This window comes from Brevibacillus sp. BC25, assembly GCF_000282075.1.
GTDB lineage: Bacteria > Bacillota > Bacilli > Brevibacillales > Brevibacillaceae > Brevibacillus.
The window spans coordinates 1-23,188 of sequence record NZ_AKIX01000041.1 but is presented as its reverse complement, the minus strand read 5'-3'; the positions used below and the strand labels follow the sequence as shown (position 1 = coordinate 23,188).

The window sequence follows — 23,188 nt, the reverse complement described above, 5'->3', positions numbered from 1 at the left end:
CGATTGTAATGAAAAAAAGCTCCGCCAAGTCATGTTGGCGAAGCCTTCCTTGTCATCGAATGTCGGATTAATACGGGCCCCAGTTAATCAGGACCCCGATAACGATAAACACGATGGAGAGAACTGTCCATACCGCTGTGAGCGGAAGCATGAACTTCAGCCACTTGCCGTAGGAAATGCCACTCATCGCCAAAATGCTCATCAGAACACCTGAGGTCGGGTTAATGCAGTTGACCACACCTTCTCCGAGCATCAGAGCCTCTACTGCTACCTGGCGCGTAATGCCCATCAGGTCAGCCAATGGAGCCAACAACGGCATCAGCATAACAGCTTCACCTGAACCGGACGAAATCAAGAAGTGCAGCCCGGCGCTTCCGAGGAACATCCCAATCGCCCCTGCCATCGGTGAGAGCGGCTCCAGAATGGTAGCAAGCCCGTACACGATGGTATCAAGGAACTTCCCATCTTCCAAAATGACTGTGACCGCACGTGCCATACCGACAATCAAAGCACCATAAATCAGTCCCTGACAGCCTTTTAAGAACGTTTTGGCGATATCGTTGCCGCTCATCTTGTTGAGCAAGCCTACTCCGATCGCAATGAAAATAAAGATTCCGGACATCTCGTTTACGTCCCATTTGAACAAGATCGTGCAGACGATAAAACCAATCAGAACGATCCCCGTAAACGCCAAGATCAATTTGTGACGGGTTGTAAAATCAACATTTTTCGTGTCTACTTCCATCGTGTTTGAACCACTATCTGAAGGAAAGAGCTCGTCCCCCAAGATACTCTTATTTTGACGAACCTTCCGCGCGTAACTCCCGATGTACAGAATGGTTACGATCACAAACGTAACATAAATGATGGTGCGGTAGCCGATACCTGAAAACAGCGGCAGCTCCGCAATTTCTTGGGACAAGCCCAGCGTTCCTGGAAAAGCAATTGTCGTATTGAATCCGGCATACACACCCAGATAAATTAGAGCCACACCGAAGATCGCATCCATTTTCATCGCTCTCGCAATCATGATGCCAAGCGGAACGAAAGCAATGACGGAGTTGACGATGACACCCAACGTACCCAATACGGAAAAGACGGAAGTGATCAAAATAACCAGTAGCCACTCTCTATTTCCTAATTTTCGGACCATGGTCAGAATCGCTGCATTGAGTGCACCTGTCTTATCCAATACAGCTAAAGCACCGCCTGTGAACAAAACGAGGAAGATGATCGGCGCGCCTTTGACCATCCCTGTCTGGATCGCGGTAAAAAACTCGATAAAGCCCGTAGGATTTGACTCTACCGCATGATAGCTGCCCGGGACAACCGTCGTCACATTGCCGTTTTTTACACGGTCAAATTCTCCTGTCGGGACCACATAGGTAGCCAAAGCACATAGAAGTAAGATGCAAAACAAAAGGACGTAGGCGTCTAGCCGAAATAAGCTTTTCTTTTTTAGTTGCTTGCTCTCTGTCATAAGGTACCCCCCTGCGTGTGTAGCGCTTCTCTAAGAATGTTGGGCTGCTTCATAAATCGCAGCTGTCATGATTTTTGCCCCATAAATCAAGGCATCCGTCTGAAAGGTCATCTGTGGATGATGCAGAACAGGTGTGAGCCCACATCCCAGACCAATCATCGTGGTAGCCAGCTCAGGGCGGTGAATCGCGTAAAAATGGAAGTCCTCTCCGCCTGGCGTCACGCATATATCGGCAATTTTGTCCTCGCCCAATATTTTCCCAATTGCCTTTTTGACTACTTGGATCATGCTCGCATTGGCGACCGCAGCCGGTGTGACTCCCGACCATTCCCACTCTACATCCATGCCCATCAAAGCCCCAGTCTGGCTCATGGCATGCTCGGTCTTTCTCCGTAATTCTGCCATGCCTTCATTGGACTGGGCACGTACATCGAGGCTAAAGGTTGCTCGATCAGGGATGACATTCACTGTTTCTCCCCCTGCTTGCAATTGGGTCATCTTCACGGAAAAAGAGCATCCGTCTTGCAGACGAATGTTTTGCAACGCACTAACCAAAAACGAAGCAGCTTCGATGACATTTTTACCGAGCGCCGGACGTGCTCCGTGTGCTTGCAGACCTGTAATCGTCCCTTTGATGGAGCTAGACGATCCATGCAAAATCGCCGGAGCAGCGCTACCATACGGCACTTCCATTTCCGGTCGCAGATGAACGCCGATCAGCTTTGTCACGCCTTCCAGGGCGCCATCCTTCATCATCTGCAAGGCTCCGCCCATCTTCTCCTCAGCAGGCTGGAAAAGAAAGCGCATCGTTTTCGGCGGCACCACTCCGCTTGCTTGAATAGCAAGGGCGCTGTAGAGAGCCAGCGTCGAGTGAGCATCGTGTCCGCATGAATGATTCGGTCTCACGACGCCGTCTACTTCCTGCACGAGTGCATCCATATCCGCGCGCAAAGCCACGATTTCAGCACTCTCTCCGGGAATCTCTGCATAAAAGCCGTGATGCCCCTCGAAGCGTGTGACGGCAATACCGGCTGCCTCCAAGCGCTCCCGCAAATATCTCGCCGTTTTCTCCTCGTGCCAGCTCGGCTCCGCCAATTGATGCAAATCTTTGTATGTTCGCACTATTTCGTCGCGATACTCGTCCATGTATAAGAACGGATTCATCCGATACATCATCCTCCTTGATGTCTTCTCTAGTATCTCTTTTGGCTCTACCGGATGTATAGCAAGATTTGTGCCAAAACTATATTGTTATAAAAGTTAAGCATTTCTGAACAATTTCAGATTTTTAGGTTATAATATAGGTTGTTTTTTACAGATATCCGATCCAATATTTCCACCCAAATCTAAAAGCTATTCGGCAGATATAAAGGAGTCGCATCATGATAAAACAGAAACCATGCATCTTGTTGATGACCCGGCTGGAGACGATCAGCCAGCTATTTGCAAACACGCTCACGTCTTTTTTCGGCAACCGCTTGAACATCATTCGAAACCATATGCAAGAACGGCTTCACCCGAGTGTGTATGATGAAGTTGATCTCATCCTCGTTTCGGATATGAGTCTCTTGCACGATCAGCCAGTTCCTCCGTCAGACATCCCCGTGCTGCTAGCAAGGCGCACGATTGACATTAACAAATTGGATCAACTCATGGATTTGCCGCCAGGAACGCGCTGTCTATTTGTTTCCAACTCCATCGAAATGGTAGAAGGCGCGATTGAGCTATTGTTTCATCTCGGATTCTCTCATCTGACATTTGTGCCGTACGTACCCGGTACCGAGACTCCGCTTCCTGAAAAAGATCAAATAGATGTCGCTGTCTGTCATGGGCTCAGGGAGCTGATTCCTGTTCATTTTGAAAACGTCATTGAGTTGGGGCACCGCCCTTTGGATTTGACGACGATCTTTGATATTTCGCGTCTGCTTGATCTGTCTCCGGATAAAGCAAACCTGTACACAGCTGACTTCATCAGTGATTTCGTCCATATCGGGCGCAAGCTGACCAACTCGGTACACAATGAACGGAAGCTGAATGAAAAGCTGAGCTCCATTTTAAATGCCGTCCACGAAGGCATCATTGGCACGGATGCCACAGGGAATATCACTGTACTGAACAAAGAAGCCGAGAAAATTTTACATATGACTGAAACCACTTGCATCGGGCGAAATGTAGCGGAGGTCATTCCCGAATTTCTTATTTTGGAGGTAGTAGAGTCACACACGGAAGTAACGAAGCAGGTATTGGAGTTCCGCGATTTGTACCTCTTGGTGACCAAGATTCCCACGTTCTTGGATGATCTGTTTCTAGGCGCGGTCATTACCTTTCAGGACGTGACGAAGGTACAGCAAATCGAACAGGAAATACGGACGAAGAGTGCCAATCTCGGACTGATGACCAAGTATTCGTTTGACAATATCATCGGCAAAAGCCCGTCTATTCAGGCCAACAAGCGAGTGGCGACCAAGCTGGCCGAAAGTGACTTTACGATTCTCATCACAGGGGAAAACGGAACCGGGAAGGAAGTTTTTGCCCAAGCCATCCATCAACACTCGACGCGCCGTGACGGTCCGTTCGTCCCCGTCAATTTTGCAGGGCTGACCGAGAGCTTGGTAGAGAGCGAATTATTCGGGTACGAGGAAGGTTCTTTTACCGGAGCACGAAAAGGCGGAAAGATGGGGCTATTCGAGTTGGCTCACAACGGGACCATTTTTCTGGACGAGATTGGGGATGCCCCGCTTAGCATTCAGGCGTCACTGCTTCGTGTTCTCCAGGAAAAGCAGGTCATGCGCGTAGGGGGCTATCGCGTCATTCCAGTCAATGTCCGCGTCATCGCCGCTACCAATTGCAACCTGATGGAAATGGTCAAAAATGGGACATTTCGCGAGGATTTGTACTACAGGCTGAACGTCCTGCCGTTGCACATCCAGCCCCTGCGTGATCGTCCAGATGATATCTTGGTGCTGATTGATTATTTCTTGCAGAAAAAAAAGCAGCGTCTGTCCTTCTCACGAGAAGTGACGGAACAGCTACTCCGTTACGATTGGCCAGGCAATATTCGCGAACTGGAAAATTTCATTCACTATGCAGTCGTCATCGCAGAGGGGAATCAGGTGGAGCTGGCTCATTTGCCGGAGCGTTTTTTTGCGGGGCATGTCTCTACTCCGCCACTTCTCTCTCACCAGGATGATACGTTGGAAGATACAATCCCGTATTTGTCCAGGCAAGGCTCCTTGGGAGATTACGCAGCAATCCTGCAAGTACTGTCTGATTGCTACAAGCGTCAGGAGCGTATTGGACGCAGTGCCCTGCTCACGAGAATGGAGAATCCCTCCATGACTGAAGCCCAAATCAGACACAAGCTGACCGTGCTGGACCGCGCTGGATGTGTCTCGATTGGGGTCAAGAAACAAGGGACGCAGATTACTGCGTTTGGGCAGCAGGTGTTGGAGGCTTTGCTGAGTAAGGACAAGGGATAATTGTAGTTGTTTTCCAACAGATGTGGAGCCCGAAGTAATGCCACATGTTTTCCAGTCGCCTATATCCTCTCTTCGTTCGGGCGGTCTCCTTCCAAACATATGGCATTACTTCTTTACAGCTATGTTATTATTCATTCTTTAAGTCGTTTTGAAAGTCAGTGCAAGGTAGCTTACTTACTACAACTTCTTGAATCACTTTCAAGGTCTTGACCAAAGCCACGTAGGAAGAAGTGCATTTCCAGTCCAAGCGCCTCTGGAGCCCTACCCAGCGTAGAAATGAATAGCGGGGAATTTCAGCTTCACTTATGAGATACTTCCTCGAAACTTCAACGTTTGAAGCGCTCCCGATATTCATTTAGGAGCGACCAGTCAATCCCCTTGCAGGGCGTAGGCCGAAGCGTAGACTGGAAATGCACTTCTTCCTTCCACTACAGCATCGGTACCAGTCTATGAAAAAAAGCGGCAGGTTCTAGCTCCTCCGCTTTTTTCGTTATTCCACCTAAGTTGTCACGATGGACGACTCTATTTTTTCTGGTTGAATGATAGGCAAAATAGGCAGCTCCATCAAATTTCGATGTTTGCCCGGCCCGTAGTAATCCTGCTCTGCATGAGCCAGACGGAAGCCATAGGCAGACAGCGCGCGAATAGAGGATGCGTTCGTTTCACTCACCGTAACCTGCACGGTGCGAAGTGTCGGGAACTGGCGCAGGGCTTGCAGTCTGGCTTCAATTAGCCGCTTGCCGATGCCTTGGCCTTGAAACTCCTTGCTCACATTGCTGAACAGAAGCCAACCAATCGTCTGGTACATATCAATTCCGGCGCAGCTAAAACCGATGAGCTGGCCGTTATAGGTCGCCTTGAAAATCAGCTCAGGAAACAGCTCCATATACTTTTTCAGCTCATGCAAGTTCATTCGATCGGGTAATGTCATATCCGCCAACGTGATCATTTCCGCAAAATCATCTCTTACGACGCGCTCAATCTGCACTTCCACCCTACCCGCCTCCTGTACATTCGCTCTTACATTTACACTGTAGCAAACGGGTATAAAGCTGGAATGGATGGCGTGTGAAAGTACTGTAAAATTCATTGCGTCCAGCTGAACAATCGTCTATAGAAGCGGGATGTATATAGATATTTTCATCGCCACAGGAAAGCTCGATCCCCTCACGTCTGTCACTTCAAAATCCGGTCCCTCGCCTCTCTCATAATTCGATTGAGGCAACCATGTTCCGTAAATGTAGCGACGTGTGTTTTGCACAAGGTCGGCGTCACCCGTCACTTTGAATTCCGCATATTTTCCGCCAGGCAAGACGAGCGAGATAAAGCCTTCGGGTAGTTCATCAGGAACAAGATTCACAGCCTCCCCGATCACAAAAGAAAAGCTTCCGTCATCTTCAAATTCGCAGGCGATTCCGTACGACATATCTTCCGCCGCTTTATTCGGAATCCGCAAATAGTCTTGATTACGTCCAAATTCATAATAGAAGCCCGGAATGTCTTTAAAATGCTGCTCATCCTGTAAGTTCGTCCGGAACCTGCGCCCAATGATACAAATGTCATCCAGTGTCGTGATGGTTGGTTTGTTCATCGTGATCTCTCCTTTGATCGTTTGGCGAAAGGCCAAGAAGTCCATCTTGGCTAGATAAGGCAGCGAATGATTTTCTTTGCGATACCTTCCAGGTGTAATCCCGAACTGCTTCTCGAAAGCACGAGTCAATGCTTCCTGCGACTGGTATTGATAGGCCAAAGCAATTTCGAGCACATTGTCACTTGTCTGTTTTAGTGCAAGAGCGGCTTCCGACAGCCTGCGCTTGCGAATGTACTCCTGTACGCTGAAGCCTGAGATTGCCTGAAACAGCCGTTGAAAATGAAACGCAGAGAAATGCGCTTGAGAAGCAATTTCTGTGATGTTCATTTCTTCCTGAAGATGCTCTTCCACAAAATCAATCGCGTCCTGAATCCGCTTGTACGTGTCCATCATTGACTTCCTTCACCTATTTTTTCTTTAGTATGCGGGAGATCACTGGCGTTTTTTTGATCAACTGTGCTATCTTTGAAGCTTTACGTCGTCAGTCGCTCTACCAATACGGGCGACAGTTCCTTCTCTTCCTTTTTCCCATCCAGCTGCTGTGTCCAAATCCGCTCATGCAGCATCTCAAATGCGTATTTTCCCATTAACGTACTGGAGCTGGATACGGTGGTGATCTCTAGCAGTTCTCCGATCGGCTGATCATCGCAACCGACTACGGCCAAGTCTTCCGGTACGCGAATGCCCAATCTGCTCGCTTCTTTGATGATCCCTGCCGCGATATGATTGCACGATACGATCATTGCTGTCGGCCGCTCTTCTGTTTGCAGCAATTTCCCCACGACATCCTTGCCGTCTTGGATCGTTAAACACTCTTCAAATGACCATTCTGGAGAGGGTGTCACGTCAATCGTACGCAGCTTTTCGTAATAGGCACGTTTGCGATGCTGACTGTTAAAGCTGTTTTTCCTGCCGATGCAATACCCGATCCGGCGATGCCCCTTCTTCATCAGATACTCCATCCCGATCAGAAACGTTTGATAGTGGTCGATATGAACACTCGAAACAGAGTTGGTATCATTTGCTTCACACGTAATGATAGGTCCGTATGCTGCGTATTCATTGAGCGTTTCGCAAGAGCTGGACCTGGAGCACATGATTAGCCCGTCGATTTTTTTATTTTTGAGCAAGTGTAAAACGCTACGTTCTTGCTCGGGGTTATTATTCGTTTGGCACACCATCAGCTTGTAATGATGCTGAACTGCTTCTGCTGCAATGCCTTCGATAATGGAGCTGTAGTATTGGTTGTTGACGAGAGGCAATGTCACACCGATGACCATCGTTTTTCCCGTAGAGAGGTGGACCGCATTACTGTTTTGAACATAGTTTTGTTCTTCAATAATCTTGAGAATCTCCGCGCGTTTTTTCTCGTTCACGTACGGATGGTTGTTAAGCACACGGGAAACGGTTGAAACGGATACACCAGCCAATTTCGCGATTTCTCTTATGTTAGCCACTCAGATTACTCCTCTAAGTCGGATCAGTTATTATTACATACATCAAAGCACATATCGCTTGCTCTGAAAAGCGTTCCACACATTATGCTCTCCTTATGTAGAATGAAAGGAGTCGTGTTTTGTGGTTCGCTTAAAATTTGAATATCTCTTGTTTATCGTAGGCTTATTGATTTTGGCGCTTGGGATCAACATGATGACGACTATTACATCCTTTGGTCTTAGCCCGTATGATTCTCTGTTTATTGCCCTGTATCAAAACTTCGGGATATCGATTGGCTTCTGGATGTTTGCCATTAACCTGACCTTTGTCATCATCGTCCTTTTCATGGATCGCAGTTATATTACTGTCGGTGCCATTTTGGTCATGATGCTGATCTCCATCTTTGTCGATTTGATCGGGTCCATTGATGCGCTTATGGCTGCTATCCGTTCATTGCCGCCGCTTCTGACCATGGCACTCGGAAACATTTGCATCGGCAGCGGTATCGGGTTGTATGTGTGTACCCAAGTGTGCACAGCTCCCCAAGAGGCATTTGTACTGGTTATGTCGAAAAGATTAAAGTGGACATTCAGACGGACAGAAATTTTGCTGGCGTGCATGTTTCTTAGCGCAAGTTTCCTATTAGATGGCCCGATTTATTACGGAACAGTCGTGCTATCTTTTACGACTGGCTACATTATTCAAGCAGCTATTAACGTCGGGAATAAGATGCTTCGTCTCGTCAATCAAACGAAGGGGGCGGAGGCATAAGAGGAGGAAAGCCTTGAGAAATTTTCGACCAAAAGTTGTGTGTTCCCTTGCAGTAAGTCTGTTTCTATTGCTTATCGGTTGCTCCTCTTCCACTGGTCTCGTAAAAGCTAGCGGAGATGTTTTTGCCCAGAGCGAAATTCACAGACTGACCCAAGATCCTGAAAACGTGAGGCATTACCGACCGATGAGTATTCAGGAAATGACACCGCTATTGCCTTCGTCTCTCCAAAGCAGAATCAAGCCAGTGGATAAAACGAAGCTACCTTTTCCTGTCGAAAAAGAGATGGCCTATCTCGTCTCATTCTCCTCAGGCTTGGAAAAAGTAACACGACACCAGCTACAACTGACATACGCGCAGGGTAACGAAGTCCCTATTACGGAAAACTTCTTCATCATACGTATGACAGAGACAGATGAAAACCCTTTGGCCCACGCGAAGCCATCTGCTTCTGGACTGGATTCGTTTGGGAACGTCATGCGCGTTGAGCCACTGGCCGACGATATCACTTTCTATCATCATATCATCACGACAAACAGCTCTTATGTGTATAACTTTTACAAGTACGATGATAAAAATCAGGCAGTAAATCTGATCGTCACAAGCGCCCATGAGATGGAGTTCTATGATCAAGGAATCTTGTATCATCTCGCGTACCACACTGGAAACAATCAACTGGACCCTACCCTTCATGATCAGATGGTAGCGCTGGCGAAGGATTTAATTTCTGTCCGTTCCTAAATGAAAAAGAAGGATTCCCCTGTAGCTCATAAGACTGCGAGGCGGAATCCTTTTTTCTATCTCTTGACCTTCACGCGGCGTGAAGCTTTACGATATTTTCCAGTACGATCAAGTAACTGGAGGATGAACGATGCCAAACCACGAACAAATTTATAAAAATCAAGCGGAACAGTACGATCTGATGATTTCCAGACAACCAAGTCTGCTCGCTGTTATCGAAGAAATCACCCCTATCAAAGGACAGGACGTGATCGATCTGGGAGCTGGCTCAGGAAGACTCACGTCTGTGCTCGCCCCTCATGCCAAGTCCATTCTGGCTCTCGATGCTTCCGCTGCCATGCTAGAAGTGAATGCACAACAACTGACGCAAGCTGGTCTTTCCAATTGGAAAACCAACGTAGCGGATCATAGAGAACTTCCCGCAGACGCTAATAGCGCGGATGTCATCGTAGCAGGGTGGACGGTTTGTTACCTTACCAGTTCAGAAGTTCCCAACAACGAGTTCAATCTTGAAAAGATCATCCAAGAGATGAAACGCGTGCTTCGTCCTGGTGGCACAATCGTCATCATGGAGACGATGGGGACCGGATATGAAACACCTCACCCACCCGAATTTCTTACACAGTACTATTCTTTGTTAGAAAACAAATACGGCTTCTCTCACAAATGGATTCGCTTGGACTATCAGTTTAAAGACATAGCGGAAGCAGAACAGCTTTCACGTTTTTTCTTTGGAGATGAGCTTGCAGACAGAGTCGCTCGGGAAAAACTGGTGACATTGCCGGAATGTGCGGGAGTATGGTGGCTGAAACCCCACTAAAAATTTGGATTTCCCATCTTGCCCATCTGATAGTCGTTAAAGGCCTCAGCGATTTCCTCGGGGCTATTCATAACAAATGGACCATGCATGACAATCGGCTCGTCGATCGGTTCCCCGCTGAGCACAAGAATGATTGTATGGTCTTCTTGTCCCTCTATCTGAATCTCACCGGGAACATTTTCAAACAAGACAAAATCCCCTTCATGGACGACCTGGCTTTCGTTGATTCGGGCTGATCCTCGCAATACCAGAGCAGCGGTATTAAAGGACGTTGGCAGGCTACATTGTGCTTTTCCACCTGCTTTGAGCTCAATATCGAACAAATGGATCGGCGTAAATGTTTGCGCTGGCCCCTTTATGCCGTTGAATTCTCCAGCAATGACGCGAACGCTCCCACCACCATCGGGTAAATCGCTTCTTCCCATTTGGGAAGACAGCAGCTCCTGATATCTCGGGGAATGCATCTTGTTTGCACGGGGAAGATTCACCCAGAGCTGAATCATTTGAAACAGTCCGCCGCGCTTGGCAAACTCTCGTTCATGATATTCCTTGTGTAAAAGTCCCGAGCCTGCCGTCATCCACTGTACGTCTCCTGGGCCAATGATGCCATGGTTCCCTTGATTGTCATGATGCTCAATGGACCCCTCATAAGCAATGGTGACGGTCTCAAATCCGCGATGGGGATGCGCTCCTACGCCTCTGACCTGCTCACTGGGAGGAAATACAAAGGGCGCGTTGTAATCCATCAAGATAAAGGGGCTAAGTCGTTGCCCGAACCGATTTCCCGATGGAAAGTAGTTGGAGACACGAAAACCGTCACCGACCATATGGAAGGGGGCTCCCTTGTAACCCCCCTCGATTTTACGAAAGACTGTCATTGTTCAGGACCCCTTTACTTTGCTGGCAGTACATCATGGTCGATATATCTTTCACCATTCAGCTCACTAATGACATTGACCGCTACTTTGGCACCGTCTCCGGCAGTAATAATGGCATGGAAGCCGGCTCCAGCACAAACACCTGCGGCCCATACGCCTTCCATGCTCGTCTTACCGCTGTTATCTACCGAAATAACCGTTTTGACACGAGGTTCGGTCCCTGGCTTTGTTTCAATTCCCAATTGTCCCGCCAAGTCTACCAGCATCCCCGTCGTCAGGATGATCTGATTGGCTTCAAACTGCCCTTTGTCCTCTGTCTCAATGACAAAGCCATTTTCCTTTTTCACAATGTTCGTTACTTTGTCTTGCACCAATTCTGCTCCGTACTTGATCGCCTGCTGTTTCCCCGTTTCTACAAGCTCAGGTCCTGTCATTTCCATTACGCCAAGGTAATTCCAAAATAATGCCCGCTTTGTTACGCTCTTGTCGTTGTCCACAAGCAACGTTTTCTTGCCTGATTTTGCTGCAAAAAGTGCCGCGCTTGATCCAGCAGGTCCTGCTCCAATAATGACGATATCGTACATAATGATATACCCCTTTCCTCTTCGAAAAAATGACGATTCCTTCTGCCAGCCAGACACTGGCTACTCTCGTATTATTACCCCATCATTACCAATAAACCGTAGAAAGCGCCCTCTCTTATATCTCAAATTAGAGATATCAGAACCGATTGAATACGTTCCGTTCATTACAAGGTGGGCTAAAAAACTGTGGTTGTGTTATATCTTGAATTAAAGATATAACGAGCACGATTATTCGTCAAGGAAATTTTCACGCTACACCAAAAAAGACGACCCCTGATCGTTCAGAAGTCGTCCGCTTGTTATTTCCGAGTGTCTCTTATTTTTTCACAGAAGGCATGACACCCTCTGGAATCGGACACACATACGTTTGACCGCCCAGACGCTGTTTCAGCTCGGCTTTTGCCTGTTCGATCAGCTCTGGTTTTTTCAGCATGTCAACAGCTGTAGAAGCCATGACTTTCCCCGCATGTAGCATCCCTTTATGTGCCATGGATGTCGCCCCTAGAGACACCCATTGCCAGGAGTGCAGCGTGGAGCCGTTAATATAGCACGCAGTCGTGCATTGCGCGGTCGGCGTAATCCAGCTCACATCCCCTACATCTGTGGAGCCGTTCAGCGGGATTTTTGATCCGTCGAATGGGTTGAGCCATGTCACCATGTCTGGGGCAGGCATGTCCGGTGACTGTTTTTCCGAAGTAGCGAGTTCCTGCTTGGACAGCGTCGAACACATTTCTTTTGCCAATTGCAGTTCCGCTTCATCATGCACAGGGACGCCCAACTCCTGGAAGTTTTTGTACATGACCTCTTCGAGTAGCTTGTTTTGTACGAGGTTTGAGCACGCTTTGTCGAATACGATCTCTACCTCAGTTTCGGTCATGAGCGCAGCGCCTTGCGCAATTTTGCATACGCGCTCGTAAATCTCCTGTACCTGATCAATCTTTGGCGCACGTACGAGGTACAATACCTCTGCTTTTGGTTGAACTACATTTGGCGACAAACCGCCGGAGTTCGTGATGGCATAGTGCACACGTGCTTCCGGGATGATGTGCTCACGCAAGTAGTTCACGCCGACGTTCATCAATTCCACCGCATCCAGTGCGCTTCGACCGAGATGTGGACTTGCTGCCGCATGGGCGCTCTTACCTTTGAACTTGAAGTAGATTTGATAGTTCGCGAGCGAATCGATGGACATGATGCTGTTGTAGCCCATTGGGTGCCAGCAAAGTGCGAAGTCCACGTCATCAAACAATCCTGCTCGCGCCATGAATGCTTTCCCGGACCCACCTTCTTCTCCTGGGCAGCCGTAGTAACGAACAGTCCCCGTCATGTTGTTCTCTTCCATGTACGCTTTCACTGCAACGGCTGCCGCTAGCGAAGCGGTACCAAGCAAGTTGTGTCCGCAGCCATGGCCGTTTGCGCCTGCTACGAGAGGCTCTTCTGTAGTTTGGCCTTTTTGCTGGCTCATGCCCGACAGAGCATCGAACTCACCCAAAATCGCTACGACAGGATTGCCGCTGCCAAAGCTTCCGATGAAGGCCGTTTGGATTCCGCCTACTCCGCGCTCAACCTTGAAGCCCTCTCCTTCTAGTGTTTGAGCCAGCAATTCAGCAGATTGATACTCTTCAAAACGCGTCTCCGCGAAATCCCAAATCTGGTCGCTCACCTTGATGAAGGCATCTCGTTTTTTCTCAATCATTTCTGCAATTCGCTTGGTATGCATTCGCAAACATCCTTTCTGCCCTCGTTGTCCACGTACTTTTTCGCTCAGTTAGGAACGTTTTTTACGTCAGCAATCGCCTTGCAATTCGGTTCAAAAGCGCTACGCTGCGTGGCAAAATCTCTTCTTGTATATCAAATTTCGGATGGTGGTGAGGCGCTGGGATATCCGTACCAATTGCCATGTACGTTCCTTTTCCGCCACGATCCTGAACGCGTTTAATCATAAAGCTGGCATCTTCACTGCCCATTGAGTTGTAATCGCCGTGCTTAAAGGAATCGAAGCCTTCTACTTGCTTCGCTTCTTCCAGTGCCAACTCTGCCATCTCCACATCGTAGTTGATCGGGATGGCTCCCCCGACGACCTCGATCTTGTAGTCAAGCTCATGCATAGCGGCACTGTGCGCGATGATGTTGCGTACGCGGTTTTCTACTTCTGCATTTACTTCTTCGGTAATGGAGCGAGTCTCCACAACCATCTTGGCATAGGCCGGTATGATGTTCGCTGCTGTTCCGCCTTCTAGCACACCCACATTGATCCTCGTATCACCCGTACTGAAGCGCGGAATCGCATGAATGTTCAACAGGGCGGTAGCCGCTCCGAGCAATGCATTTTTCCCTTGCTCTGGCGACGCACCAGCATGAGAAGAAACACCGTAGAAATGCGCCATCATTTTCGTGGTAGCCAAAAAACCATAGGAACCGCCGTGTACCTCACCTAGCGGTACATTGACACCCAAATGGTTGCAGAAAATATAGTCAACATCGTCCAAATGGCCTTTTTCCACGATCGCGTATGCACCACGAACGCCTTCTTCGGCTGGTTGGAAAATCAGTTTGAGCGTACCGGAAAAATCTCCTGCTGCAAGCGCTTCTGCCAATCCCAAGCCAATCGTGGTATGACCGTCGTGAGCGCAGGCATGCATGTTGCCTTCATAATGGGAGCGGAAGCCATTCGCTTGTGGAAAATGGTCTTGCTCCGTACTTTCCAATACAGGCAGTGCGTCCATATCAAAACGGAAAGCAACCGTTGGTCCAGGTGCCTTCCCTTTCTTCACACCGATCACTGCTGTATAGCCACCGCGCATTTTTTCAACAATCGCCGGGTTTGCACCGTCACGTAAAGCTCTTTCATACGCTGCCTCGAGAACCGCCTCGGAAGGCAAGCCCCGACGGGAATCTCCATCGATTGCTTCTTGTCCGTATATGACCTCATAGCCGAGGGACGTCAAAATCTCTACTACCTTGGAAGCGGTACGGAACTCCGTAAAACCTACCTCTGGGTGTCTATGAAAATCTCTTCGCAACGAAACCAGATCCAACATCGTTCAATTCCTCCTGTTAACTCTGGAGCATGTCTTTTTCCATGTCCAGGTCCGATAGGCAAGCTCTAGAAATATGAGAAGACTGGCAAATGTAAACCCTTACAATATACGAATAATAAAAGACATTTTCGCTTAATTGAATTATATAGTTGCCTCTTCGTTTTTTCAATAGAAGTTGTTAGACTTCTTAAAAGATAACAAAACTTCTTCTCGCTATTGTGGTGGGGAGGAAACAGGAGAAAACGCTCAGATTCTAGGGCCACCCCCTGCGGGATTGACTGCACGACTCCATGCAAAAAACGAAACCGCGTCCAAAGTAGTCTCTTCAGGATGTGTCTCAGAGGTGGACGCTTAAGAACGTGTTTCGCTTTTTGCATTCCGTCTCGGTCGGTGTCCCTAAGATCTTCGCTTTTTTCTCCTGTTTCCTCTACGAACTTTCAACGTTTTCCGATTTTTTTAAGCCTTAAAATAAATGAAGAACGTTATCAGTTACGACAGAGAAGAATATTTCCAGACGTAGCGACTTGTGGAGTCCTACCGAGCGGAGAAGGGATTGGCGGGCAAAAGAAACGCAACCGTGCCCATACGACGTAGCGGCTACCACTTTTGCGTTTCCCCGCGAATCCCTTCGGAGCGGGCAGTCTTGACCCCCAGCAGGACGGAGCCTGGAGCCTAGTCTGGAAATATTCTTCTCTTCACCGCAGCCCCATAATAAAAAAACACCCGAACATTACATCGGGTGCCTTCATTTCTTTAACTGATAAAGCTTCTTCGGACGTCCACGTACAGCTTGCTGCTCTTCCCCGCTAAACTCGGCCAAATCCACTTCGCACAAGCTGCCCATGATCCGCTGTGCATTCCGTACCGTCATCGACAAGTGCGAAGCGATATCCGTCGTCGAAAACGTCTTCCAGCCCATGCGCTGAACCAGCGCACGCAGCTTGTGATACGATTTGACACTTACATTAGCCCGGTTCAGCTTTTCCAGCAGCTCGCGATCACTGGAGCGGAACGAATAGGCGAGCTCCTCTGTTTCTCCAACCGATTCCATCATGACGCCATTATCCTGTACGACAACAATGCCCGCCCCAGGTCGTTCTTTTGCGTGCTGGATTGCTTTTCGCGCATTGTTTTCCGCAGAAAAAGCTGTGTCCCCAAAGCCTACACCTACTGCAACCGGAACCTCTGCCTCCAAAGAGAGCTGTTCCACCGTATGTCGTAACATTTCAATCTCTCGTTGAATCGCACCACGCGAGCTGAAAATCTGGTAGCGTCCGTTGCCATTTGCCAGCAGAGAGCCGTCCAGCCGATCGCAGAGCGCAAGCAAAATTTGTCTGATCTTCAGCTCCAAATGCTGCAAGTAAAAGCGTGTGCTCGCCCGCTCGGGAATCTTGTCAAACTGCTCCAGCTCAATGATCTCTACCCCGATTTGTGTGTCCTTGAAATAGGAGCTTTTCACCTTTTCAATGACGATTTTCATCGCTTGCCGAATCTCCATTTTCGTCATCAGGACACGATAGACAGGAATGCCTTCCTCGCGCAACGCATGTTCAACCACAGAAAATGTGGTGAACGCTCCTTGTGTCTTGCCTTCACGCCACAGCGATATATGAAACTGCGTGATCGCATCGAGGTCAAAATTTTCGTTGTACATACTGACGTAAATCCCCTCTTCGGGTATGTCCAGCTCCGACATCGCCTCGCTCAAATGCGTTCCTTCCGAATCAATCATGTCAATGGATACACGGTTCACGGCTGTCTTTTGATCAATCGACATCTGAATGAAGCAGCGGTACAGATTCGAACCGTTCGGTGGGCAATACACGATATTGGCATCCGGGCTGAGTACGTTTTTCGCGATCGTGAACGGAATCGGTCCAGAGAAAAACCATCCGTTTAATTCTGGATGATGCTCCAGAACGATTTTGCTCACGTCACGAACGTCCTCATAACGAAAAGGAACAAATTCGATCTCATGCTCAAACTCATTGGCAACCGCCAGTATCCGCTCCACCGAAGGCCGTGGTCCTACAACACCGATTCTATACATAAGGGCGTTATCTCCTACCTAGTCATGATCGACACCTTTTCCTCATTCATATCATGTGCCGTTCTCTTTGTCTACTGGATGCCAAGCATGCTGTACTACGCTTGCTCCATGATTTGCATAACCATTTGTTCGAGTGAAGCAGTGGGCTTGCCGATGATTCTCTCCAAATCCGTCGTCGTGCTGCTCGCATCAATTTGCATCAAGAAGCGATACAGCCAGCTTTCTGCAACAGGGTCCTCTCGATGTCTGATGGATTTGCCTGTCTGTGCCGCCAACACTTCAGCCAGCTTTGCGAAATTCCAAGCTCGGGAAGCCGTAAGCTCGTAAGTCTGATTTTCGTGCCCCTCTGTGCTGATGACAGTGGCAGCAGCCAATGAAAGATCCTCGCGTGTCACTGTGTGAAAGCTCCACTTGCCAGGGTATGTAATGAGCTCTCCTGTTTCGATTGCCTGCTGAATACCAAATGCCGCAATCACATCACTGTAAAGTCCATTTCGCAGAAACGTATACGGTATCCCTGTCGTGCGAATGGCGTGTTCCGTTGCCAAATGGAGATGCGTGAGGGAGATATTTGCCTTTTCCAAAAAGGCAAAGCTGGTATACACCATGTGAGTGATATTAACTTTTTTCGCCGCTTCTATGACATGACTATGCTGTCGTACACGAACGGTATCATCAGTGTGCGGGCTGGAAATAAACAAAAGCTTCGTGCCACCCGCAAAAGAGCGTTCCAGAGACAGAGGGTCATCATAATCCGCCTGTCTTACCTCGATTCCCAACTCTCTTAACCGTGTCGCTTTGTCCAGTCTGCGTACACAGGCAATGAGGCGTTCTCTTTCCACCCTTTTCAAAAGCTGTTCGATAATCAAGCTCCCTAGTTTGCCCGTTGCTCCTGTGATGAGAATGGACATGCTTTTGCCCCCTTTTCCCCTCCAGCTCAAAGTTCATCTCACACTTTGCCTTATTTTCTCTAATAAAAATATCAGTTGATGCAGCTCCTGCTCCTCCAGACCTTTTAGCCCCTCTGCAATTACCTGGCGATTCCCGGGAAGGTGCACGGAAAGAAGCTGTTTTCCTGCTTCTGTCAGTGAGATTACGGATTTTCTACCGTCTTTGGGATGGGGAGCCCGGTGTATCAGACCGTCTGTTTCCAGTGGTGCAAGCAAAAGACTAATGTTGGCCTTCGTCACTCCAATGCACTCTGCCAAGCGTGAAGGCAGGATACTGTCACCATGCTTCGCAATCTCTACCAATAGTCGAATTCTTGCACCGTTCATGCCATTTGCATGCCAATATTTTTCTGAGAGCCCCACCAAATCTGCGGTGGCGTCTACCAAGGAAAAGAATGCTTTTGTCCGTAAAGGGGGCTGGTTTACATACGTTTCGAGATCATCTGCCATGCTCTTCCCCCCTTATTTAGTTAAGTGCTTAACAACTTGAAATGTAATCCATTTGTATTTTTTTGTCAATGCGCTTTTTATCGTAATTAAAAAGAACTGATGGGTTATATACACCTTATCCATCAGTTCTTTCTCTATGAAAACTTCTCCATTATTAAGTTGAGTTCGAAGATTTATGTTTTAGACGACTAATAGCGATTCAAGTTTTTAATGTACTTGCCAGCAGCCACTTGTCCCTCGTAAACCCATCCTGGTGGAACAGGTGAATATTTGCTTACTAATAATACCGTGCCATAAGGAGCTCCAACGACATTCATGATCGTTTTGCTATCATAATTTTCTCGAGCTACAACCCATCCAGTTGGAATGGGGGAGAACTTGGTCACATTGAACTCCGTACGATAAGATGCTCCTATTACATATTTTATCACCCGACCAGCTACTTCATCTCTTAAAACTACCCATCCTGCTGGAACAGGAGAATATTTGCTTACTCGTAATTCCGCACCATAAGGAGCACCTGCTGTATTTTTAATGAGCTTGGAACCTAGATCTTCACGAATGACGACCCAACCTGCTGGGACAGCAGCAGATTTTCGAATCCATTCCTCATCTGAACTCCATCTGGCAGAAGCTAATGAATGTTCTTTCTGCCCACCAACACTCGATGGTGTGTTTGCAGCTTGAATCGGAGACGTTAGCACTGCAGAAAATACGGCTACACTTAATGCTGAAAAAACCATTTTCTTGAACATAGTGATTCCCACCTCTCCTATCATTAAAATTTACCAAAATATACCATATATTTAAAAACGAGTAAATTTTTAAGAAAAATCAATTAACTTTATACCACTATTCCTATCTTTCAATGACCTAAGTAAATATTTTTTATCGAGAAACTAAAAAAATTCCTTTGCTATCGAAAACGCAAGCAAATATTCTGAATATACGTTTCTATCATTTTTAAGGGGGGTATTTATGAAAAAGGGACTGGCAATTGCAACCTGTCTTACCTTGCTTTTCGGGGTATTAGCGGGGTGCTCGAACTCTTCCGCACCTGCTCAACCCACTGGCTCCACTACACCTACAGAAGCGACAAAAACAGAGCCGATGGTGTTAAAATGGAGCATCAACAGCGAACCGCCTTCGATGGACCCTGGGATCGCCGTCGACGCGGATTCGTTTGACATGATTTATGCTGCCTTTGAAGGTTTGACCAGCTATGACCTGAATGGTCAACTCGTCAATGCTACGGCTGAGAGCTTCACCAACTCGCCGGATTACATGAACTACACCTTCAAAATTCGCAAGGACGCCAAATGGAGTAACGGAGACCCTGTCACCGCCCATGATTTCGTCTATGCAATCAAGCGCAACCTCGATCCGAAAACAGCGTCCGAGTATGCCTATCAGCTTTACTACATTAAAGGAGGAGAGGAGTACAATACAGGGAAAGGCAAAGCAGAAGACGTAGGGGTCAAGGCTGTAGACGACTACACCGTCGAATTCAATCTGAAGTCACCGACTCCATTTTTCCGTGAGCTAACCTTCTTCCCTACCCTCTTCCCGTTGCATCAAAAAACGCTGGAAGGAAACCCGAAATGGGCGGATGAAGCGAAAACAATCGTAGGAAATGGTCCATTCATCATGGACACGTGGGAGCACAAAAGCAGAATCGTCTTTACGAAAAACCCGAACTACTGGGATAAAGACAACGTCAAGCTCGAGCGGATTGAAATTGCTATGATCGAGGACAACAATACAGCGTTCTCGATGTTTGAAAATGGCGACATCGACTGGGGCGGCTATCCTGCCTCAACACTTCCGACTGACGCAATCCCTACACTCAAAGATGCGGGCAAGCTGATGGTCGCGGATAATCCGGGCACACAATCCGTTGTTTTTAATACAAACAAACCACCGTTCAACAACAAAAAAATTCGCCAAGCCTTCGCTTATGCCATCAACCGTCAGGAAATCATCGATAATATTTTGCAGACGGGTGTTCCAGCCGCCTACGGTTGGGTACCGACTTCCATGGGATTAAAACCAGACGGCTACTTTAAAGAAGACCAGGCAAAAGCCAAAGCATTGCTGGAAGAAGGTATGAAAGAGCTCGGACTCTCGACCTTCCCGACTATTACCTACACCTTTGACTCGAATGATACCAACAAAAAGCTGGCAGAGGCCCTGCAAGATCAGTGGAAAAAAGCACTGGGTGTTGACGTGAAGCTGTACACGGCGGAGCTGAAGGTGTACCGCGACATGAGATCGCAAGCGAACTTTGACATGATCCGTTTCCAATGGGGCGCAGACTTCAACGACCCGATCAACTTCCTGGAGATGTTCCGCGACAAAACGGGCGGAAACAACCACCCTGATTGGGAAAATGCCAAGTTCAAAGAGCTGATCGACAAGAGCTACAACGAGCCTGATCTCGACCAGCGCAAAAAAATCCTGCTAGAAGCGGAAACGATTTTGATGGAGGAAATGCCGCTGGCTCCGATCAACTTCCGTGGAAGCCCTTATGTGAAAAACGACAAGGTGAAAGATTTCATCATCTTTCCGCTGGGAGGCGCGTACTTCAAGTACACCTCGGTTAATCCATAAGAAATAAGATATTATTTGTGTTTATGCGAACATAGTGGTGGGGAAGAGAAAAACGGGCTCCCTCCGTTCGTGGCACGCCAACGAGGAAGCAGGGAAGTCCGTCTCCACTCCAAAAAGCGGTACGTCGACCAAAAGCCACCCGATGGGCGGAAGGTTCTCAGGGGAGAGGTTGGTCGACAAGCGTGTACCGCTTTTTTCCGTTTCGACTGGGGAGGCGCGCCAAGGCCTCCGGTCGCTCCGTTTTTCTCTTCCTCTCCGAAACCTTTGTATTCACGAGTTTCTTGAAAACACATAACCCAAATAAAACAGGCTGTACCTGTCTGAATAGACGGTACAGCCTGTTTTATTACATTTACACAGTCAGCGTTTTTTGGTCGTTTCCGTGGTAAGCATTGGTGTCCAGTTCTTTTGTCACTCTGCTCGTCAAGAGTCCGGACGTCATGCTTCCGCTTACGTTTAGCGCGGTGCGGCCCATGTCAATCAAGGGCTCAACGGAGATGAGCAGACCGACAATGGCAATCGGCAAATTCATCGTGGACAAGACGAGCAGTGCTGCAAAGGTCGCTCCGCCCCCTACGCCTGCAACCCCGAAGGAGCTGAGTGCCACTACTGCAATCAGTGTCAGGATGAACGATGGTGTCAGCGGATCAATTCCCGCGACTGGAGCCACCATGATGGCCAGCATGGCTGGATAAATACCAGCGCAGCCGTTTTGCCCGATGGAGAGTCCAAAGGATCCTGCGAAGTTGGCAATTCCCTCAGGAACACCCATGCTTTGCTGCGTTTTTACATTCAGCGGCAAAGCACCCGCGCTCGTACGAGAAGTGAAGGCGAACGTCAGGACAGGGAATGCTTTTTTCACATAGGTGATTGGATTCAATCCTGCAAACGTCAACAGCAACAAATGGATGATAAACATGATGATCATCGCCACATACGATGCGACAACGAACTTGCCCAGCTGCCAGATGGCATTGTAATCGCTGGTAGCTGCGACTCTGATCATGATTGCCAATACACCATATGGCGTCAGACGCAGGATCAAAGTCACGACACGCATAGTGATCGTATGGAATGCGTCCACAATTTTCGCAAACAATTCAGCTTGCTCCGGATTTTTGCGTTTTATCCCTAAATACGCAACACCGATAATCGCAGAGAAAATCACAACAGCAATCGTGGAAGTCGCACGATCTCCAGTCAGATCGAGGAAAGGATTCGCAGGAAGCAGTTCCAGAATTTTAGCTGGCATGCTCAAGTTCTCGATATCACCTAAGCGCTGCTCTACCTGTTCAATCCGAGCGGATTCCGCATCTCCCTGCTGGAATTGTGCCCCGTCGAGATTAAAAGCCAAGGTAGTGGAAATCCCGATCGCTGCCGCGACAGCAGTCGTCCCTACCAAAAGTCCGATAATCAGCGTACTGATTTTCCCAATGTTATTGGTTAGTTTCATTTTGGTGAAAGCCGATAAAATAGAGATGAATACCAGTGGCATTACGATCATTTGAAGCAGCTTCACATAGCCTTTACCTACAATGTTGTACCATTCGATGGTGGATTTGAGTACGTCCGATTTGGCTCCATATACGTATTGCAAAATGAGTCCAAATAAAATCCCGAGTCCGAGACCGACAAATACCCGCTTGGAAAAAGAAATATGCTTCTTTTGCATGGCGTATAATCCAGCAATGAATAAGAGCAACAAAACAATGTTTATGATGATCAATAACGTCGACATATATTCCCCTCCCTTTTTTTTATGTACCTCTCATTATTGTATTCGGTATAGATATAGTTATATTACCAACAATCCCTACTGGTCAAGTATGAATTGTTTTTGTATTATTCCAAACTGTCTTACAGAGGTAGATAATGTCCAGCTGTAGTGGTGGGGAGGAAACAGGAGAAAACGCTCAGCTTCTTGTCCCGCCCGCTGTGAGATTGACTGCCCGACTCCATGCAAAAAGCGAAACCGCGTCCAAAGTGGTCTCTTCCTCGAAGTTATTTCAGAGGTGGACGCTTAAGAGCGTGTTTCGCTTTTTGCATTGCGTCTCGGTCGGCGTCCCAAAGATCTTCGCTGTTTTCTCCTGTTTCCTCTGCGAGCTTTCAGTATTCACCGTGTTTAAAAATCCTTAAAAGATTGAAGAATGTGATCAGTTACGACAGAGAAGAATATTTCCAGACGTAGCGACTTGTGGAGTCCAACCGAGCGGAGAAGGGATTCGCGGGCAAAAGAAACGCAACGTGCTCGGGCGACGAAGCGGCTACCACTTTTGCGTTTCCCCGCGAATCCCTTCGGAGCGGACAG

At 48.0% G+C, this 23,188-nt stretch carries 20 protein-coding genes; 5 read left to right on the top strand and 15 right to left on the bottom strand.

The annotated features are described in order from the left end of the window. Positions 1 to 67 precede the first annotated feature (67 nt). Both PMI05_RS12745 and PMI05_RS12740 read right to left on the bottom strand, forming a co-directional pair. The gene (locus tag PMI05_RS12745) at positions 68 to 1,480 is read right to left on the bottom strand and encodes a YfcC family protein (RefSeq protein ID WP_007721917.1); all 1,413 of its coding nucleotides are present in this window, start codon (positions 1,478 to 1,480) and stop codon (positions 68 to 70) included. Between the two features lie 30 nt (positions 1,481 to 1,510). Beyond that, positions 1,511 to 2,644, bottom strand: coding sequence for a M20 peptidase aminoacylase family protein (locus tag PMI05_RS12740; protein ID WP_007721915.1), 1,134 nt, complete (start codon positions 2,642 to 2,644; stop codon positions 1,511 to 1,513). A gap of 218 nt (positions 2,645 to 2,862) precedes the next feature. Here PMI05_RS12740 and PMI05_RS12735 point away from each other — a divergent pair, with 218 nt between their 5' ends. Then, the gene (locus PMI05_RS12735; protein ID WP_007721913.1) at positions 2,863 to 4,959 is read left to right on the top strand and encodes a sigma-54-dependent Fis family transcriptional regulator; all 2,097 of its coding nucleotides are present in this window, start codon (positions 2,863 to 2,865) and stop codon (positions 4,957 to 4,959) included. 499 nt (positions 4,960 to 5,458) lie between these two features. Here the strand turns inward: PMI05_RS12735 and PMI05_RS12730 are convergent, their stop codons facing one another. From PMI05_RS12730 to PMI05_RS12720, 3 genes are all read right to left on the bottom strand, one after another. Next, the gene (locus PMI05_RS12730; RefSeq protein WP_007721911.1) at positions 5,459 to 5,953 is read right to left on the bottom strand and encodes an N-acetyltransferase; all 495 of its coding nucleotides are present in this window, start codon (positions 5,951 to 5,953) and stop codon (positions 5,459 to 5,461) included. Between the two features lie 117 nt (positions 5,954 to 6,070). Continuing rightward, complete coding sequence (locus tag PMI05_RS12725) at positions 6,071 to 6,940, bottom strand: effector binding domain-containing protein (protein WP_039960702.1); 870 nt, start codon at positions 6,938 to 6,940, stop codon at positions 6,071 to 6,073. Between the two features lie 83 nt (positions 6,941 to 7,023). Beyond that, positions 7,024 to 8,007: a LacI family DNA-binding transcriptional regulator gene (locus tag PMI05_RS12720; RefSeq protein ID WP_007721907.1), complete on the bottom strand. Its 984-nt coding sequence runs from the start codon at positions 8,005 to 8,007 to the stop codon at positions 7,024 to 7,026. A 121-nt stretch (positions 8,008 to 8,128) separates the two neighbouring features. Here PMI05_RS12720 and PMI05_RS12715 point away from each other — a divergent pair, with 121 nt between their 5' ends. The 3 genes from PMI05_RS12715 (at position 8,129) to PMI05_RS12705 (ending at position 10,317) form a co-directional block, all read left to right on the top strand. Next, positions 8,129 to 8,758, top strand: a complete 630-nt coding sequence (locus PMI05_RS12715; RefSeq protein WP_007721904.1) for a YitT family protein — start codon at positions 8,129 to 8,131, stop codon at positions 8,756 to 8,758. Between the two features lie 13 nt (positions 8,759 to 8,771). After that, positions 8,772 to 9,497 carry a hypothetical protein gene (locus PMI05_RS12710; RefSeq protein WP_007721902.1) on the top strand — a complete coding sequence of 242 codons (726 nt, stop codon included), beginning with the start codon at positions 8,772 to 8,774 and terminating at the stop codon, positions 9,495 to 9,497. 130 nt (positions 9,498 to 9,627) lie between these two features. Beyond that, on the top strand, positions 9,628 to 10,317 hold the full coding sequence (locus PMI05_RS12705) for a class I SAM-dependent methyltransferase (RefSeq protein WP_007721900.1): 690 nt from the start codon (positions 9,628 to 9,630) through the stop codon (positions 10,315 to 10,317). Here the strand turns inward: PMI05_RS12705 and PMI05_RS12700 are convergent. The 8 genes from PMI05_RS12700 to PMI05_RS12665 all read right to left on the bottom strand — a co-directional run bounded on the left by PMI05_RS12700 (position 10,314) and on the right by PMI05_RS12665 (position 19,025). Then, the gene (locus PMI05_RS12700) at positions 10,314 to 11,195 is read right to left on the bottom strand and encodes a pirin family protein (RefSeq protein ID WP_007721898.1); all 882 of its coding nucleotides are present in this window, start codon (positions 11,193 to 11,195) and stop codon (positions 10,314 to 10,316) included. The two genes, PMI05_RS12705 and PMI05_RS12700, sit on opposite strands and share 4 nt — an antisense overlap. 14 nt (positions 11,196 to 11,209) lie before the next feature. After that, on the bottom strand, positions 11,210 to 11,779 hold the full coding sequence (locus PMI05_RS12695) for an NAD(P)/FAD-dependent oxidoreductase (protein ID WP_007721896.1): 570 nt from the start codon (positions 11,777 to 11,779) through the stop codon (positions 11,210 to 11,212). Positions 11,780 to 12,095: 316 nt separating this feature from the next. Continuing rightward, positions 12,096 to 13,499: a M20 family metallopeptidase gene (locus PMI05_RS12690; protein ID WP_007721894.1), complete on the bottom strand. Its 1,404-nt coding sequence runs from the start codon at positions 13,497 to 13,499 to the stop codon at positions 12,096 to 12,098. A gap of 61 nt (positions 13,500 to 13,560) precedes the next feature. Beyond that, positions 13,561 to 14,820: an amidohydrolase gene (locus PMI05_RS12685; protein WP_007721891.1), complete on the bottom strand. Its 1,260-nt coding sequence runs from the start codon at positions 14,818 to 14,820 to the stop codon at positions 13,561 to 13,563. A 745-nt stretch (positions 14,821 to 15,565) separates the two neighbouring features. After that, positions 15,566 to 16,870, bottom strand: a complete 1,305-nt coding sequence (locus PMI05_RS12680) for a hypothetical protein (protein ID WP_007721889.1) — start codon at positions 16,868 to 16,870, stop codon at positions 15,566 to 15,568. A gap of 95 nt (positions 16,871 to 16,965) precedes the next feature. After that, complete coding sequence (locus PMI05_RS12675; protein ID WP_007721887.1) at positions 16,966 to 17,781, bottom strand: SDR family oxidoreductase; 816 nt, start codon at positions 17,779 to 17,781, stop codon at positions 16,966 to 16,968. Positions 17,782 to 17,814: 33 nt separating this feature from the next. After that, positions 17,815 to 18,270, bottom strand: coding sequence for a MarR family winged helix-turn-helix transcriptional regulator (locus tag PMI05_RS12670; RefSeq protein WP_007721884.1), 456 nt, complete (start codon positions 18,268 to 18,270; stop codon positions 17,815 to 17,817). A 188-nt stretch (positions 18,271 to 18,458) separates the two neighbouring features. Beyond that, a complete protein-coding gene (locus PMI05_RS12665) occupies positions 18,459 to 19,025 on the bottom strand; it encodes a hypothetical protein (protein ID WP_007721882.1) in 567 nt (188 codons plus the stop codon). Between the two features lie 223 nt (positions 19,026 to 19,248). Between PMI05_RS12665 and PMI05_RS12660 the strand changes: the two genes are divergently transcribed. Next, positions 19,249 to 20,880: a peptide ABC transporter substrate-binding protein gene (locus PMI05_RS12660; RefSeq protein WP_007721881.1), complete on the top strand. Its 1,632-nt coding sequence runs from the start codon at positions 19,249 to 19,251 to the stop codon at positions 20,878 to 20,880. 352 nt (positions 20,881 to 21,232) lie between these two features. Here PMI05_RS12660 and PMI05_RS12655 read toward each other — a convergent pair whose 3' ends face one another. Next, positions 21,233 to 22,618, bottom strand: a complete 1,386-nt coding sequence (locus PMI05_RS12655) for an L-cystine transporter (protein ID WP_007721876.1) — start codon at positions 22,616 to 22,618, stop codon at positions 21,233 to 21,235. Positions 22,619 to 23,002: 384 nt separating this feature from the next. Continuing rightward, positions 23,003 to 23,188 (bottom strand): hypothetical protein (locus PMI05_RS31360; protein WP_238543296.1); only part of this gene is annotated, 186 nt, incomplete at its 5' end.